Origin of the sequence: Legionella fallonii LLAP-10, assembly GCF_000953135.1 — a bacterium.
In the GTDB taxonomy this organism is placed as follows: domain Bacteria; phylum Pseudomonadota; class Gammaproteobacteria; order Legionellales; family Legionellaceae; genus Legionella; species Legionella fallonii.
In genome coordinates this window covers 1,485,158-1,498,776 of record NZ_LN614827.1, presented here as the reverse complement: position 1 = coordinate 1,498,776, position 13,619 = coordinate 1,485,158, and the positions used below count along the sequence as shown (strand labels likewise).

Genomic DNA, 13,619 nt, shown 5'->3' with positions numbered 1-13,619 from the left:
ATATCAGAGAGCACGAGAAGTCCCCTCGCCCGCGTGAGAAATTTTAATTAGAATGCAATACTCACTATAATTTTGTTCCTACATCAGCGCCCTATTATATCTTCTATCATTATAAGAAATTTCTTGCACCTATTTAGAGCAAAGTCCCTTATTGTATTTTTTATCCTTTGCTATACTAATTTCAGAGTAAGGACAATGGATGTCTTAAAAGGACTTTAGTCTCGGTATCAAGGACGATGCCCGCCACAAGGATGTGGATGATTACTCAAGGCAATGGACTATGGACTCATCTGGAAAGATGAGTCTCTTCTTCTCCCTTATAAAATGATTTCATCATACTTAATAAACAATTTAGCTCTTTTTTATCGCACTTGGTTAATAGAAAGATTATCAAGCTAGGTCTAGGATTTTAGAGCTTACCCAAGGTGTATTCACAGAGTTATCCACAGAAAGTGGGGATAAGTTATGCTTTGTATAACATCCGATAAAGCGCTACAAAGCCATATAAGGCAAGATGTTTCACAAAAATAACCTATAAAGATGGAATGATGCTTGTATTATAAAAAGAAGGATATCCACAGAGAGGAAAAAAGGAATAATACCATTGCGGTCTGTCATCATAACAAAAAAATAATAAAAAAACAGTCTTGACTTGGATTTTTTTAATCTTCAATAAAATTGGAATTGAAAAATCATTATAGCACAGTGCGCTTTGCGAGAGCGCCTTCGCGAGCTGAGGTATCCCTCCAAATATTGATTAAAGATCAAATTACCGTGGCTTGACCACGGTATCTACAAGAGGGGTAATGGTTAGAAATAGACTCGATTAAATTTCATTTTTAACCACTTCATTGAAGAAATACAGATGGTTTAATAATGCAACGTGTGGATACCGTGGTCAAGCCACGGTAATTCGAGAGAAGTTATAATTTTGTGGGGATACCTCAGGTCTCGATGCTCTAGATGACAGAGCTTTACATAAACATCTTAAGACATTAAATGATGTAATGCATCTTTCCATCCTTTATATTCTTGTTCAACAATCTCGATTGATTTAGTTGGGTGAAACGCGCGCTCGGTATTGCATATATTTTTTAACTCGTCTAACGAATCATAAACTCCGTAACCAATTGCTGCTAAAATTGCAGCTCCTTTAGCAGTTGTTTCAATATCTGTGGGTTTTTCAATAGGAAGCTGACATTGATCAGATAAAAACTGAAGAAACCATTGATTCACAGCCATTCCTCCGTCAACTCTTAATAAAGCCAAATCCACATGACTGTCCTCTCTCATACAAGTAAGGATATCTCGAGTTTGATAACAAACTCCTTCTAGAGCTGCCCTTGCAAAATGAGCTCTACTTGTTGCTCTAGATAATCCAAAAAGGGAGGCTCCCGATACAGATAACCAATGCGGAGCTCCAAGTCCAGTGAAAGAGGAAACAAAATAAACTCCCTCATTGCACTCTAAACTTTGCGCCAAGGTCTCAGTTTCAGCAGAGCATGAAATTAACTTCATCTCATCACGAAGCCATTTAACTGTTGTACCAGCATGATAGATACTTCCTTCTAAACCATAAGCGAGCGTTTCTTTTATCTTATAAGCAACCGTAGTCAGAAGTTTATGCTGAGAATTCACTGGATTTGAACCTGTATTAAGTAATAAAAATCCCCCTGTCCCAAAAGTTGCTTTTACCATACCATTGTCAAAACAACCCTGACCAATCAGTGCTGCCTGTTGATCTCCTGCAACCCCTGTTATAGGAAGCTCAAAACCTAACCACTCTTTATCTATAAGGCCAAAATGTGCGTCACAAGAATAAACCTGGGGTAATGCCGATTCAGGAACATTAAATAGCCGCAATAAATCTTTATCCCATTGCTCGTTTTTAATGTTAAATAACATAGTCCTAGAAGCATTAGTAATATCCGTGGCGTGTTTACAACCTTTTGTTAATCGCCAAATTAAGAAACTATCAACTGTACCAAAAGCAAGGTCTCCCTTTGATGCTAGTTCTCTTGCCTCAGGTTGATTTTTCAATAGCCAGTTTAATTTACTTGCTGAGAAATAAGGGTCAAGAAGCAATCCCGTTTTTTCTTGAATTAAAGAGGAATACTCCATCAGAGAAAGACAATAACTCTCTGTACGTCTATCTTGCCACACTATAGCGGGCGAAAGACAATCCCCTGTTTTTTTATCCCAAATAATTGTAGTTTCTCTTTGATTGGTAATACCACACGATAGAATCTGGCTTCCATCAACTTGTAAGACCACATCGCGAATGGCAGTTAATGTTTTTTGCCATAACTCCTCAGGATCATGTTCAACCCATCCTGCGTGAGGATAGTATTGGGTGATGGGATATTGACTACTTGTAATCAACTCTCCTTGAAGAGTATATATCATAGCTCGAGTACTGCTTGTCCCTTGATCTATAGCCAATAAATAATTCATCGATAATAATCCTTTTAACCTATTTAATTTTTATATCCATCTTAAATGAATTAGAGGGCATTAATAATACACGGATAACATATCTCTAAAACACGCCATGAATGCAGCATCATATAACACGCCATAAAAAATATTGGATACAGTGTAATTCTTATTAGATATCAAGGAAATAGCGTGATTCTATAGAGTGGATACTCTATTATTATATTAGACTTCTTTCCAAACTCTACTGCTGTGGATAATTGCTTCGTCGATACGGTGCTCGAATCCTCATGTACTTGCTTGTACACTGCGGTTCTACACTCCGTGTCCTCTCGCTCTTTCCTCCCTGCAGCGTATTTGGAAAGAATTCTATTTATTCTATATCTTTTTTTGAGGAGCAAAATATGGAGCAAGTTTTTGATGTTGCAATTATTGGCGGCGGCATCAATGGTTGTGGTTGTGCCGCTGATGCAGCCTTACGAGGACTATCTGTAGTACTCTTCGAACAAGATGACCTAGCTTCCAAAACCTCCTCAAGTAGTACTAAATTAATTCATGGAGGATTAAGATACTTAGAAAACTATGAGTTTGCTTTGGTAAAAAAAGCGTTAGAAGAAAGACAAGTATTATTAAATCTAGCGCCGCATTTAGTACATCCTCAATCATTTATCTTGCCTTACCAAAAACACATGCGCCCGGCCTGGTTATTAAGATTGGGCTTATTTTTTTACGACCATTTAAGCCGAAAAAATCATTTGCCTAAATGTAAATCGATCAAGAGAACAAAAAAAAATAATTATTTCACCCCATTAATTGATCAAATAAAACGAGGATTCTTGTTTTATGATGCATCAACAGATGACGCTCGTTTAACGATTACTAACGCCCTACAGGCTAAAAATCACGGAGCGAGCATTCGTCCTAATTCTAAAGTGACACAGATTGAAGCGGGTAACAAAATTTGGCAGTTAACGATACAACCGAAGTCAGGAACACCCTATAAAATCAAGGCTAAATCTTTGATTAATGCAGCGGGGCCCTGGGTTGCTCCCATAGCGCAACTTACCCAAATAGCGGTGAACCGTGAAATAACCTTAGTAAAAGGAAGCCATATTATAGTTCCTCAACTCTATGAAGGGAAACATGCCTACTTTTTACAACATGACGATAAACGCGTAATATTTGTTATTCCTTACCACGGCTTTAGTATGATAGGAACTACCGATACATTATTCAACGAGTCCATCAATAGCCCCGTGCGAATTAGTGTAGAAGAAATAGATTATCTATTAAATTTAGTAAATACATATTTTAAATCGCAACTAAGTTCTAAAGACCTTATTTTTTCCTGGAGTGGAGTTAGACCTTTATTATCTAGCGAAGGAAAGGATTTAAAAGCCTTAAGCAGAGATTATAGTTATGAATTTAATATCACGCCCGCGCCCATTGTTACTATTTTTGGAGGAAAAATCACAACCTATCGCCAATTAGCTGAAGAAACTATTAATCAATTGGTCTCTATTTTCCCTCAAATGCAATCGTGTAAAACAAAGCGCACTCCTCTTCCTGGAGCTACTTTCGGCACAGTCAATTTTGAACAATATCTGATTTATGCGAGAAAAAAATATCATTGGCTTGATAAAGAACTACTTAATCGCTATCTATACAGCTATGGAAGTTGCACAGAACATTTTCTATCTAAATGTACCAGCATCGAATCCATGGGGAAAAGATACGGCACATCCCTCTATCAAGTTGAATTAGATTATTTAATCTCAGAGGAATGGGCCAGACATATTGAGGACATACTAGAGCGCAGGACTAAGCTTGGATTAGTTATAGATAGTTCTAGCAAAAAAGAACTAGAGAACTATCTAACCAATATTAATCATTGTCCTGCTGATCAATCTGAGTCCGTATGTCACTAACATCCACATCTAAGGCTTGCTGAGCAAGTTCCTTAAGAGTAGATTCAGGCATACTTCCAGCCTCAGAATAGATAACTATTCCCTCTTTAAATACCATTAAATGAGGAATAGAACGAATTTCAAAAAAATCAGCCAACGCCTGCTGCTCTTCTATATTGACTTTGACAAATCTAATAATGGGGAATTGATCTGCAACTTTTTCATAAACTGTCGCAAATTGCTTACAAGGCGCACACCACTCTGCCCAGAAATCAATAAAAACTATTTCATTTTCATTAATAAAAGATTCAAATGCATCACGCGTCAATGTTTGGCTTGGCATTCCTCTTCCCTTTCATCGAGTATGGTTACTATATCGTCAAAAACCTCGTCCACACTACCCATACCCGCAATACTATGGAATTGAGGTGCTCCATGTGTTCGATCTTTAGCCCAATTTTTGTAGTAGTTTATCAATGGTGACGTTTGATTATGATATACAGCAAGTCTCTTTCGCACCGTTTCTTCCTTATCATCTTCTCGCTGAATCAAAGGTTCACCAGTAACATCATCAATACCGGGAGTCTTAGGGGGATGATTCACTACATGGTAAACTCGCCCTGACGGTTGATGAATTCTACGCCCACTAATACGTCGGATAATTTCTTCATCATCTACTTTTATTTCTATAACGTGATCTAAAAATACACCCGCTTGTTTCAATGCATCAGCTTGAATCAGCGTTCTCGGAAAACCATCGAAGAGAAAACCATTCTTACAATCATCTTTCTGCAAACGCTCTTTAACTAAGCCAATAATAATGTCATCAGAAACTAAACCACCTGACTCCATAATTTTTTTTGCACTCAATCCTAATGGTGAGCCTTGAGCAATAGCAGCACGTAACATATCTCCGGTTGAGATTTGTGGGATCTTGTAACGTTCAATTAAACGCAACGCCTGGGTTCCTTTTCCAGCGCCTGGTCCGCCTAAAAGCATTAATCGCATCAACAACTCCTCTTCGAGAAACCTAAATATAATCTTTCAAGTATACTACGTCTTACTATAACCATGAATGTGATTTCATAGATTTTTTACACGAATTTAACTGCATGGCATAGATTTGCGATTTAGCGCTAACCTTACGAGCCACAGAAACTAACCACGGCTTCTTTAAATAGGTTTTACGCTGATACCCACCTATCCCTTCATGATAGGCTAAATATAGGGAATAGGTATCGGTTCTTGCAATTCTTGCTTTTTTATTCGCTTCGTTAGCATACCAGCCAATAAAATCAACACCATCACCAAAATCATCGCGAGACGACCAGATCCAACCATGGGTACGTTTGTATTGAGCCCAGGTAGAACGTAAAGCTTGAGTATAACCATAAGCAGTTGACTGTCTTTTCCACGGGATTATTCCCAATAATTTCTTATGTGGGGGACGAGCACGGGCATCAAACTTAGACTCTTGATGAATAATAGCCATTTGTACAGGCACCGGCACTCTCCAACGTCTTTCAACGTCTTTAGCATCACGATGCCACTTAGGATATTGTTTAAATATAGTACATATATTATTAACATCAGATGGAGGCTTACTAACACAAGCCGTTAAAGAAAAAATCAAAAATAATAAAGCATATAGTCTAAAGTTCATGATTTTAATATATAAATTATTGATAGAGTGAATCGATAGCTCAATAGGCTAAAAAAATCCATAGTAACAAATTTATAATCTACAATCTATGTCATTTATACCACTTCATAATATTTGTAATAAAAGAGCAAACGGCAAAGATTGGCTTTTAGCCAATCCCTATGAATTTTGCCTCGATCTTCTGATTACTGGAAACAATAGGCTGTTGCTACTATCCACACCATGCTAGAATTCGACAGAATAATAACAAGCCCTCCTATTTTGTATGACCATACTTGTATTTGATATAGAAACCATTCCCGATATAACAACGGGCCGCAAATTATATAATTTAGATAATTTGTCAGATGAAGATACAGCCCTAGCTATGTTTGCTTTGAGAAAAGCTAAGGTAGGTAACGATTTTCTTCCTCATCACTTACAAAAAATATGTGCCATCTCTGTTGTGATGAGCTCAGGCTCACACGTTAAAGTTTGGTCATTAGGCGATGAACATTCTAATGAGCAAGAACTTATAAAGCGTTTTTTTTCTGGAATTGATAAACATACTCCCACATTAGTAAGCTGGAACGGCTCCGGATTTGACCTACCGGTTTTACATTACCGTTCGTTATTACACGGCATTACTGCCCCTACTTATTGGGAAGCTGGAGAAAATGAGCAAAGCTTTCGCTGGAATAACTATTTAAGTCGTTTTCATTATAGACATATTGATTTAATGGATATCATTGCGGGCTATCAGAATAGAGCGTTTGCGCCACTTGATGAAATTTCTTCAATGCTTGGCTTTCCAGGAAAAATGGGGATGAGCGGCTCTAAGGTTTGGGAGCAATATAAAGCAGGAGAACTTAAAAGTATTAGAGATTACTGTGAAACTGATGTGCTCAACACCTATTGCGTGTATTTACGCTTTGAGTTAATACGAGGCGTCATTAATATGGAAGAATATCATCTTGCCATAGCACAACTAAAAAACTACTTAAGCACCGAAGCGGATAAAGAGCATCTACAAGAGTTTTTAAAGCAAATGCCCTAAGTAAGATTACTCACCACCTCAGACGCTGACCAAACTCAACAAAGTTCTCTATTTCCGCTCATGACTGATTGTGGTTGTTTATCGTTAGTTTCCTGAAGAAACTCTGAACGATTTTGAAAAAAGAACGAGTCTTTTTGTTCACTAAGCGGCCTTGATTTTGATTTTTCATCCTTAGATTGAGTTTCCATGCTATCTGATAGTTGTTCAAACAACATAGAAAATTCGTTGAGATAAGAGGTATGATTACCTCTTGTTGCAAGCTCAAGAGCTGTCTGTCCTATTTTATTGGGCAGAGCAATATTAATTGCTGGGACATTTTTATAAATAATAGTTAATAATTCAACATCCCCTCTTTGAGCTGATGCATGTAAAAGAGCCTCATAGAAAATATTTTTTAAATGATTATAAAAATTATGATTTTTTCGCAAATAATCGCCAACAACAGCCCAAGCTGTATGCATTTCATTCCAATCCGTTTGCAAAATTTCTTCGCGCCGGCTTGCATCATCCAAACGCATATTTTTATTTAAAAAGTAATTACTGAAATATTGTTTTAATTGAAGAGATGCATGAGGCAAACTTTCTAAACCGATATGATATAAAGCGTGCATAGCAGATTCAAATGTATATTTATTATCAGATTGTAGAAAAGGAAGCTTATTGTGTGATAGAGCTTTTTCAAGCGTATTATCACCACATACTCCGACGATAGAATCCGCGAGATGATATAACTTATTGTAATCGCCATCCTCTAAACAAAATCCGGCTAAAATTCTAACCGTTTTTTTAACAGTTGGAGAAAAGCCAAAACGTATGATACGTATTGCGCCATTAACATTAACCTCTACATTAATTTCTACATTATCAAAATTATATTTTTGAAAGCCATCCTTAATTAATACAGACTCAAGCTTTGGCACTACAAATTGATCTTCCCTATTTTTCATTGAGGAGAAGAAGTAATTATCTAATTCTCCAACATCGTGCATATAACATAATTTAGGATCAAAAATAGGATTACTATTAATGTGAAAAAGAATATCTTTACCTGAATTTTTTTCATGCTCAAGACAGTATAAAATAAATTTTATAATACTGCTTTCCTCTTGTAGATAAGCAGTTATTATTTGGGTTCTATTAATAAAATCAGTCAGCTCTTCTTTTTCGATTAACTGAGAGCTCTCTTTTTTAAGTAAGGTTCGTACATAGCATTGATCAGTAAAAGTTAATAATGCCTCTTCTTTAGAAATTTTTAAGGGAGAGTGTAGCTTAATACCATACCTTAACGCTCCTTTCCCTAATGATTCCGCAATTCCCATCCATCTATCGTTGATATTTTTTTCATTTGTAACTTTATCCCTCTCGTCAAAATCTCTTGGAAACGGATGAAAGGAAGCAGTAGTACGCAATCCGGCGTGTTCTGAAATATTGACAATAGGAATGTCGGGATAGCAATACCTTAAGAGAGTGTCCTTCTGATATTTAGTAGTTGCAGTAGAAATCTGAATAATAATTAATGCGTTTTTTAAATTACGTTGTAACTCAACTTCGCTTGCTACAAACTCAGAGAATTGCTGATTCAGCTCCTCTAAGGAAGGATGTTTTTTTTCCATAGTAAATATGAACGTCTTTAAATCCATATTTAAATTATTTAAGCGCTTTTTTACAGACTCCTCAAGGTTAGAAAGGCATAAAACTAAAGGAATAACCTCAATTCCAGATTGCAATGCTAAAGGATAAATTTCTTTTGTTATATCGAGCAAATGCTGAAAATCACCAATACCATCATAATGAATGTAATTAACTAAAATAACAGTTGCCATAAAAGTATTTATTAATATGATGTGATATAAGTATATCTATTTGTTCATTTAGGCGGTGTTTTTTCTGAATTTCATAAAAAGAATAGATTTTCTTATCCACCATCAATTATTTTCGCATGATCCTGGCCAAACCTCAAATAGAAACTCCAGACATGGCTACTCAGCTAGCTTTACTGAAATCCTGAGGTGGTAACAACCTATTAAACTGGTAAGTTCAAAAAAGTGGCAATTATTGCTTTCATTCATAAGCCATTAATCTTCTTTTTAAGACAGTTGCTATCCTGGCTGCTGTCACCATAAACCTGCAACGCGATGCTTTCTAAAGTATCCCCAGGCTGAACTGTATAAGAACCAAGATTGTCTTGCGGCACATCAGGCACCCAGCTCTCGCTTCCACCATTTAAAAATCCATTGATGCTCTGCTCACTCGTTGGACGACGCCATGAATACTCAGCCGCAGGCCCTGCTTTTCGCTGCGTGCCCGTACGCATAAATCATCCATAAACCGTTAATTGTTGATTGCCCTCTTGATCTACGTGTAAATCACCTATCGTTTTTCCTGCAACACTCAAATAACTGGTTTGAGCATCCTTGTCCTGTTGAGCATTAACTTGAGTTAATAACTGCATCGTATTCATATCATTTAAAATATTTGTAATAATTCATTTGTCAGATTTCATATATTGGCTAAAGAAATTACTTCTGATTTCTCTTCAAAATTTTTTCCCTCTAAGTACTTAACGTATAGAGTGTTATTGATAAATTTTGCTTCTATAATAGAACTGTACAAAGTAGCCGTCGGTGACCAGTTTCTTTTTATGCTATATAAAGGTTTTTTTAATTTACCAAACATATTATAAGCCACTAAATGATTACTTTCTGCAACAACCACTATCTCATTTTTTATATCTACGGCAACTACAAACTCAAAAGAATTGGAAATACCAAATTTTGAATCAAAGAAAATAGTGTAATTACATGGCGATCCACAACTAAAAAAAAGCTGACTAAACTTTTATTCAACGCTTTAATTGAAGGAGATACAGTGTTTTGCAACAAACGTATTTTGTTCGTATTTTTTCCTTAAGATAAATATCACATAAATCATTATTGCATTCCTCCCAAATATATCCTGAGTTATCTGGAAGAAAAAATTTATTTATCTTCGCTGAAAATGCATTATTTAAAAAACACCCATTAAAATAGATAGCAATATAATTGCCAATCTAGTTCTTTTTGTATTTATAAAATGCAAAATCATCTTTTCCTACTCCAGTTGGGTAAACTCTCCTAAGTTCATCCCATCTCCAATTTAGGACTAACTTATATTCCTTTGACCTCGATGATAAGATCTTTTGTGCTTTAGGACTATAATATAAAACGGCTCCATTTGTTGTATCTTTAGTTATACCTAAATAGACTGGAGCTACTCCATTCACACTGCTGTCATTGTCTCGATTTAAAAATCCTTTGATGGTCTGGATGCCCTTAGCCCGTTGCCAGGCGTATTGACTGGTTGATTCTACCTGTTTCGCGCAATTGGCCATTCTCATCATAAAGCCTGCGACTCCTGCCGCTACTCGTGCCTCCCGCATCATTGATTTGCATCGCATCATCAACACTTTGCAAATAATTATCCCAAAGCTCGTGACTGTAATGATGTTTTAGCGTATAACCCGAGTTTTTCCTTTGCCCCGTGGCGTGAAGCTCCATGTCCGTCAAATTACCCGCAGCATCATAAGCATGATGAGTGAGATTACCGCGAGTATCACGATGCGTCACCTGATTGCCAGGGTATCATACCAAAATGCCGTTTATTCGTCGGCACCATTTTTTTGAGTAACTGCCCAGCGTCATCGTAGTTATATTACTGACGGGTTTTAAGCGCATCCACTGCGAATAATCGATTCGAACTGTTGGGTAAAGGAGTCTTTCCCTAATGTTGAAAGGAAAAAAGAAAGGCCTATCTCATATGTACTTACAGGCCAAGCGTTTTTTCCCCTTCTTGGATTGCCATATTGCCGATGCCCCTACGGTAAGTGGGCAAGAGTCGCCTCTAAACTAGGAGGTATGCGCTTCGAGGACAAATACGCCCCTTCGTTACGATTAGCCTCCATTTTTACAAGTAGACGGAGAGGCCGCTTTACTCATATCAACGTTCATTATATGTTTCGCTTTATTTTCCCAGCCAACATTAATTCGCATATCATCCTCCTCATCAACTAATGCATAAGGAAAAAAAGAGTTTGCTTTTAAAGTATCAAAATATACTTTATGAAAATCCGCTTCACCAGGTGCCCTGGGATCTGGTGAATATTTAAATTTTGCATAAAATGTTGGACACGTTCCATCTTTAGAATAGCTTACTTTATATAAGGAAATACCATATTTTTTAAAAACTAATAAAACAGGATGATTCCAATTTTCATATCGTTCAACCAAAATTTTCTTTGCTGCATTAGATGTATCTAATACTATAAATAGCATGATTAAAATAATGGCTTTTAATTTAATAACCATAATAATTCCTTGCAAATTCAATAGCTTTTTTCATAGTCGGTCCTTTCATCACTTGAATTAAGGAGTCAGCATAATGAGGATTATTCCCTGCATATTTGGCTCTTTGCAAAGCAAACGCCTCTTTTTCAGCATTACCTTTTATACCCGGCTTAAATAATTCAGCATATCTTTTATTACTTCTTAAAAACTCTACTCTATCTTGTACACTCTCCTCTATACTTTTATATACTCGGAAGCTACTCGGTTCAAAGTACTTCGTACCATCATCACGATACTCTAAAGCACCATCTAGTCTCTTAACAGGTCCTTTCCACCGAGTATCTCCTTTCTTAATATTAAACATATTGTTTGTACCAGGCAGAACGTTTGCTCCCCAGCCAGTTTCTTGTGCCCCTTGAGCCAACATAAGTTCTAAAGACAGACCAGATTTTTGTGAGGCAGCATGTACCAATGGGTATAACTCCACAATATATCGAATTTTGGGATCTATTTTATCTAAACTTAATTCATGAGATAATCCGACTTTAATTTCCTCATAAAAATGCTCTATTTTATTTATTTTTGAAAACATAAAATCATTCAATCGAATTGCAGAATCCTCAACAAACTGCCCCATCCCATGCTCTTTAGAATTCCAATACACTTGACTCTCAAAACCAAGCTTGTGAACTCCATCATTGCTAGACTTAAACAAATCCGAATCCAAGGGCAAGCGTTCATAATTCCCTAAACTGCGTGTTTGCTGATTAGTAAGATGGGGTTGAGCAGATTCATATCCCTCGCTACCACTTAACTTCCGCGCATCATAACTATCTTGCTCTTCCTGCTCCAGCGCTAAGGCGGCGGCTCGTTGATGGGCTAGGATTTCTTGATGGAATCGTTCATAAGTACCTTCAGGTATAGAAGAATAAGCGCCTTCTTCAGTGGGGATAGGACAATACTCATCCATCTCGTCGATTTCTTTTAGTTTTAATCGTGCTAAATCTTTGCCTGTGATTTGCGACTGTTCTAATTCGCTCCTTTTATCCGTTATTGCAGAGCCAATTGCAGCCCCTAAATTATCTTGAAGCACATCCAATGCATTGAGTTGGCTGCCGGCAACCGCGATGTTTAATCCCGCGTTGGTTAAAGCCCTTAATTCAGAGGTCAACATGCCTGTGTTGTGGTCTAGGCCTCTTAGGGTTTTATCCAGTTTGCTTCCTAGGGCTCCGCCCATTAGACCCGCGGTGACACCAGATACGGCGAGTTGTTCCCAGTCGAAGTGTTGGTGTTTTTGCAGCGAAAGGCTAATGCTCTGGCTTAACGCGTTTTGCTCCATTAGTTGCGCAGCGCTGGAAATGCTAAAGGCTTTCGATACAGATAGTTCATCCATAGTGTTAGTGAACTGTTGATATACTTTGCTGCCATTTAATCCTCGTAACAAACCACTGGAGGCTGCAGTCGCAAGACCGGTAATCAACGCGCCTTTAAGAGAAATGCCCTCTTGCAGCTCCATCGCTTTCGCAACCCCTTGGCTTGCTATATTGCCAATGAACCGCAGTAAAACCAGCTCCGAGCGTTGCACCTAAACTATGCATTAAACTACCGCCAAGAACCTCCATCCCCGTCCAGATTGCACTGCTAGATGCCGCTAGTCCAGCACTTTTATCAATTATCTTATCTTTTTACTTCATATCTATCTCTTAAAACTTTATATTGGGTCATTGGAAATTTGATATATTCCCGTACATCAGCAACGGTCAAAGCTATAGCTCCATATAAAGCTTTATAAACATCATCATCCAGAACATATTTATCTCCCTGCCATATAAATACTAAAGGAAAAGTATAATTTACAGCATTTTGTTTATCGCAAGCACCAATAATAGTGACATCGCGTTTTTTTCCTCCATGCATAGGGTAAAATGAAACAGCATGTATAGTGCATATGCTACTCCAAAGGTTATTCTTAGGTTTAGGAAACTCATAAATTTTATCTGGGTTATTCATTTTATAATAACCATACCATAAAGAATCACCCGTATTACCATCACCATGAACATCAGTTCCAGGAGCAGGGTTAGTTATGTAAAATGCAAAAAAACAAGCCTTTTCTTTATCTACTGTAAAAGAATAGACTGTACTTTTAACTACTTTATAACCTCTTATCTTTGACAAGCACTTATTTATATCTGCAGGAGCAGATGTTACATATACTAATGTTATAATTATCAATAACAACTTTTTCACTATTA

The 13,619-nt window shown here is 37.1% G+C and carries 15 protein-coding genes; 3 read left to right on the top strand and 12 right to left on the bottom strand.

Annotated features, from left to right (window positions below):
- Positions 1 to 987: 987 nt before the first annotated feature.
- Positions 988 to 2,454, bottom strand: coding sequence for a glycerol kinase GlpK (gene glpK / locus LFA_RS06095; protein ID WP_045095395.1), 1,467 nt, complete (start codon positions 2,452 to 2,454; stop codon positions 988 to 990).
- Between the two features lie 386 nt (positions 2,455 to 2,840).
- Between glpK and glpD the strand changes: the two genes are divergently transcribed.
- Complete coding sequence (gene glpD, locus LFA_RS06090; RefSeq protein ID WP_045095394.1) at positions 2,841 to 4,364, top strand: glycerol-3-phosphate dehydrogenase; 1,524 nt, start codon at positions 2,841 to 2,843, stop codon at positions 4,362 to 4,364.
- Here the strand turns inward: glpD and LFA_RS06085 are convergent.
- The 3 genes from LFA_RS06085 to LFA_RS06075 are packed head-to-tail and all read right to left on the bottom strand — an operon-like array spanning position 4,321 to position 6,006.
- Positions 4,321 to 4,686, bottom strand: coding sequence for a thioredoxin family protein (locus LFA_RS06085; protein ID WP_045095393.1), 366 nt, complete (start codon positions 4,684 to 4,686; stop codon positions 4,321 to 4,323). The genes glpD and LFA_RS06085 overlap by 44 nt on opposite strands.
- Positions 4,668 to 5,351 (bottom strand): adenylate kinase, encoded by a 684-nt coding sequence (gene adk / locus LFA_RS06080; RefSeq protein ID WP_045095392.1) that lies wholly within the window; start codon positions 5,349 to 5,351, stop codon positions 4,668 to 4,670. The genes LFA_RS06085 and adk overlap by 19 nt, the downstream gene beginning before the upstream one ends.
- 55 nt (positions 5,352 to 5,406) lie before the next feature.
- A complete protein-coding gene (locus tag LFA_RS06075; RefSeq protein ID WP_045095391.1) occupies positions 5,407 to 6,006 on the bottom strand; it encodes a transglycosylase SLT domain-containing protein in 600 nt (199 codons plus the stop codon).
- A gap of 265 nt (positions 6,007 to 6,271) precedes the next feature.
- Between LFA_RS06075 and LFA_RS06070 the strand changes: the two genes are divergently transcribed.
- Positions 6,272 to 7,042 carry a 3'-5' exonuclease gene (locus LFA_RS06070; RefSeq protein ID WP_045095390.1) on the top strand — a complete coding sequence of 257 codons (771 nt, stop codon included), beginning with the start codon at positions 6,272 to 6,274 and terminating at the stop codon, positions 7,040 to 7,042.
- A 35-nt stretch (positions 7,043 to 7,077) separates the two neighbouring features.
- Here the strand turns inward: LFA_RS06070 and LFA_RS06065 are convergent, their stop codons facing one another.
- From LFA_RS06065 to LFA_RS19780, 5 genes are all read right to left on the bottom strand, one after another.
- Positions 7,078 to 8,865, bottom strand: coding sequence for a hypothetical protein (locus tag LFA_RS06065; RefSeq protein WP_045095389.1), 1,788 nt, complete (start codon positions 8,863 to 8,865; stop codon positions 7,078 to 7,080).
- A gap of 242 nt (positions 8,866 to 9,107) precedes the next feature.
- Positions 9,108 to 9,356 (bottom strand): LysM peptidoglycan-binding domain-containing protein, encoded by a 249-nt coding sequence (locus tag LFA_RS06060; RefSeq protein WP_045095388.1) that lies wholly within the window; start codon positions 9,354 to 9,356, stop codon positions 9,108 to 9,110.
- Between the two features lie 3 nt (positions 9,357 to 9,359).
- The gene (locus LFA_RS20480; RefSeq protein ID WP_269447742.1) at positions 9,360 to 9,494 is read right to left on the bottom strand and encodes a hypothetical protein; all 135 of its coding nucleotides are present in this window, start codon (positions 9,492 to 9,494) and stop codon (positions 9,360 to 9,362) included.
- A 47-nt stretch (positions 9,495 to 9,541) separates the two neighbouring features.
- Complete coding sequence (locus tag LFA_RS06055; RefSeq protein WP_045095387.1) at positions 9,542 to 9,757, bottom strand: hypothetical protein; 216 nt, start codon at positions 9,755 to 9,757, stop codon at positions 9,542 to 9,544.
- A 596-nt stretch (positions 9,758 to 10,353) separates the two neighbouring features.
- Positions 10,354 to 10,647: a hypothetical protein gene (locus tag LFA_RS19780; RefSeq protein WP_157010293.1), complete on the bottom strand. Its 294-nt coding sequence runs from the start codon at positions 10,645 to 10,647 to the stop codon at positions 10,354 to 10,356.
- 157 nt (positions 10,648 to 10,804) lie between these two features.
- Between LFA_RS19780 and LFA_RS20475 the strand changes: the two genes are divergently transcribed.
- On the top strand, positions 10,805 to 10,930 hold the full coding sequence (locus LFA_RS20475; protein ID WP_269447741.1) for a hypothetical protein: 126 nt from the start codon (positions 10,805 to 10,807) through the stop codon (positions 10,928 to 10,930).
- A 41-nt stretch (positions 10,931 to 10,971) separates the two neighbouring features.
- On the opposite strand, the gene LFA_RS06045 is transcribed toward LFA_RS20475, so the two are convergent.
- The 3 genes from LFA_RS06045 to LFA_RS06035 all read right to left on the bottom strand — a co-directional run bounded on the left by LFA_RS06045 (position 10,972) and on the right by LFA_RS06035 (position 13,614).
- The gene (locus LFA_RS06045; protein ID WP_045095385.1) at positions 10,972 to 11,385 is read right to left on the bottom strand and encodes a hypothetical protein; all 414 of its coding nucleotides are present in this window, start codon (positions 11,383 to 11,385) and stop codon (positions 10,972 to 10,974) included.
- Positions 11,375 to 12,949 (bottom strand): glycoside hydrolase family 73 protein, encoded by a 1,575-nt coding sequence (locus LFA_RS18785; RefSeq protein WP_052673869.1) that lies wholly within the window; start codon positions 12,947 to 12,949, stop codon positions 11,375 to 11,377. The genes LFA_RS06045 and LFA_RS18785 overlap by 11 nt, the downstream gene beginning before the upstream one ends.
- Before the next feature lie 92 nt (positions 12,950 to 13,041).
- Positions 13,042 to 13,614, bottom strand: coding sequence for a hypothetical protein (locus LFA_RS06035; protein ID WP_045095384.1), 573 nt, complete (start codon positions 13,612 to 13,614; stop codon positions 13,042 to 13,044).
- Between the last annotated feature and the right edge of the window lie 5 nt (positions 13,615 to 13,619).

What these genes read in the sequence shown, in the direction of transcription:
- glpK (WP_045095395.1), bottom strand. Translation starts at nt 2,454, where the DNA reads ATGAATTATTTATTGGCTATAGATCAAGGGACAAGCAGTACTCGAGCT.
- LFA_RS06045 (WP_045095385.1), bottom strand. Translation starts at nt 11,385, where the DNA reads ATGGTTATTAAATTAAAAGCCATTATTTTAATCATGCTATTTATAGTA.
- LFA_RS06085 (WP_045095393.1), bottom strand. Translation starts at nt 4,686, where the DNA reads ATGCCAAGCCAAACATTGACGCGTGATGCATTTGAATCTTTTATTAAT.
- LFA_RS06065 (WP_045095389.1), bottom strand. Translation starts at nt 8,865, where the DNA reads ATGGCAACTGTTATTTTAGTTAATTACATTCATTATGATGGTATTGGT.
- LFA_RS06075 (WP_045095391.1), bottom strand. Translation starts at nt 6,006, where the DNA reads ATGAACTTTAGACTATATGCTTTATTATTTTTGATTTTTTCTTTAACG.
- LFA_RS20475 (WP_269447741.1), top strand. Translation starts at nt 10,805, where the DNA reads ATGTTGAAAGGAAAAAAGAAAGGCCTATCTCATATGTACTTACAGGCC.
- adk (WP_045095392.1), bottom strand. Translation starts at nt 5,351, where the DNA reads ATGCGATTAATGCTTTTAGGCGGACCAGGCGCTGGAAAAGGAACCCAG.
- LFA_RS06070 (WP_045095390.1), top strand. Translation starts at nt 6,272, where the DNA reads ATGACCATACTTGTATTTGATATAGAAACCATTCCCGATATAACAACG.
- glpD (WP_045095394.1), top strand. Translation starts at nt 2,841, where the DNA reads ATGGAGCAAGTTTTTGATGTTGCAATTATTGGCGGCGGCATCAATGGT.
- LFA_RS20480 (WP_269447742.1), bottom strand. Translation starts at nt 9,494, where the DNA reads ATGCAGTTATTAACTCAAGTTAATGCTCAACAGGACAAGGATGCTCAA.
- LFA_RS06060 (WP_045095388.1), bottom strand. Translation starts at nt 9,356, where the DNA reads ATGCGTACGGGCACGCAGCGAAAAGCAGGGCCTGCGGCTGAGTATTCA.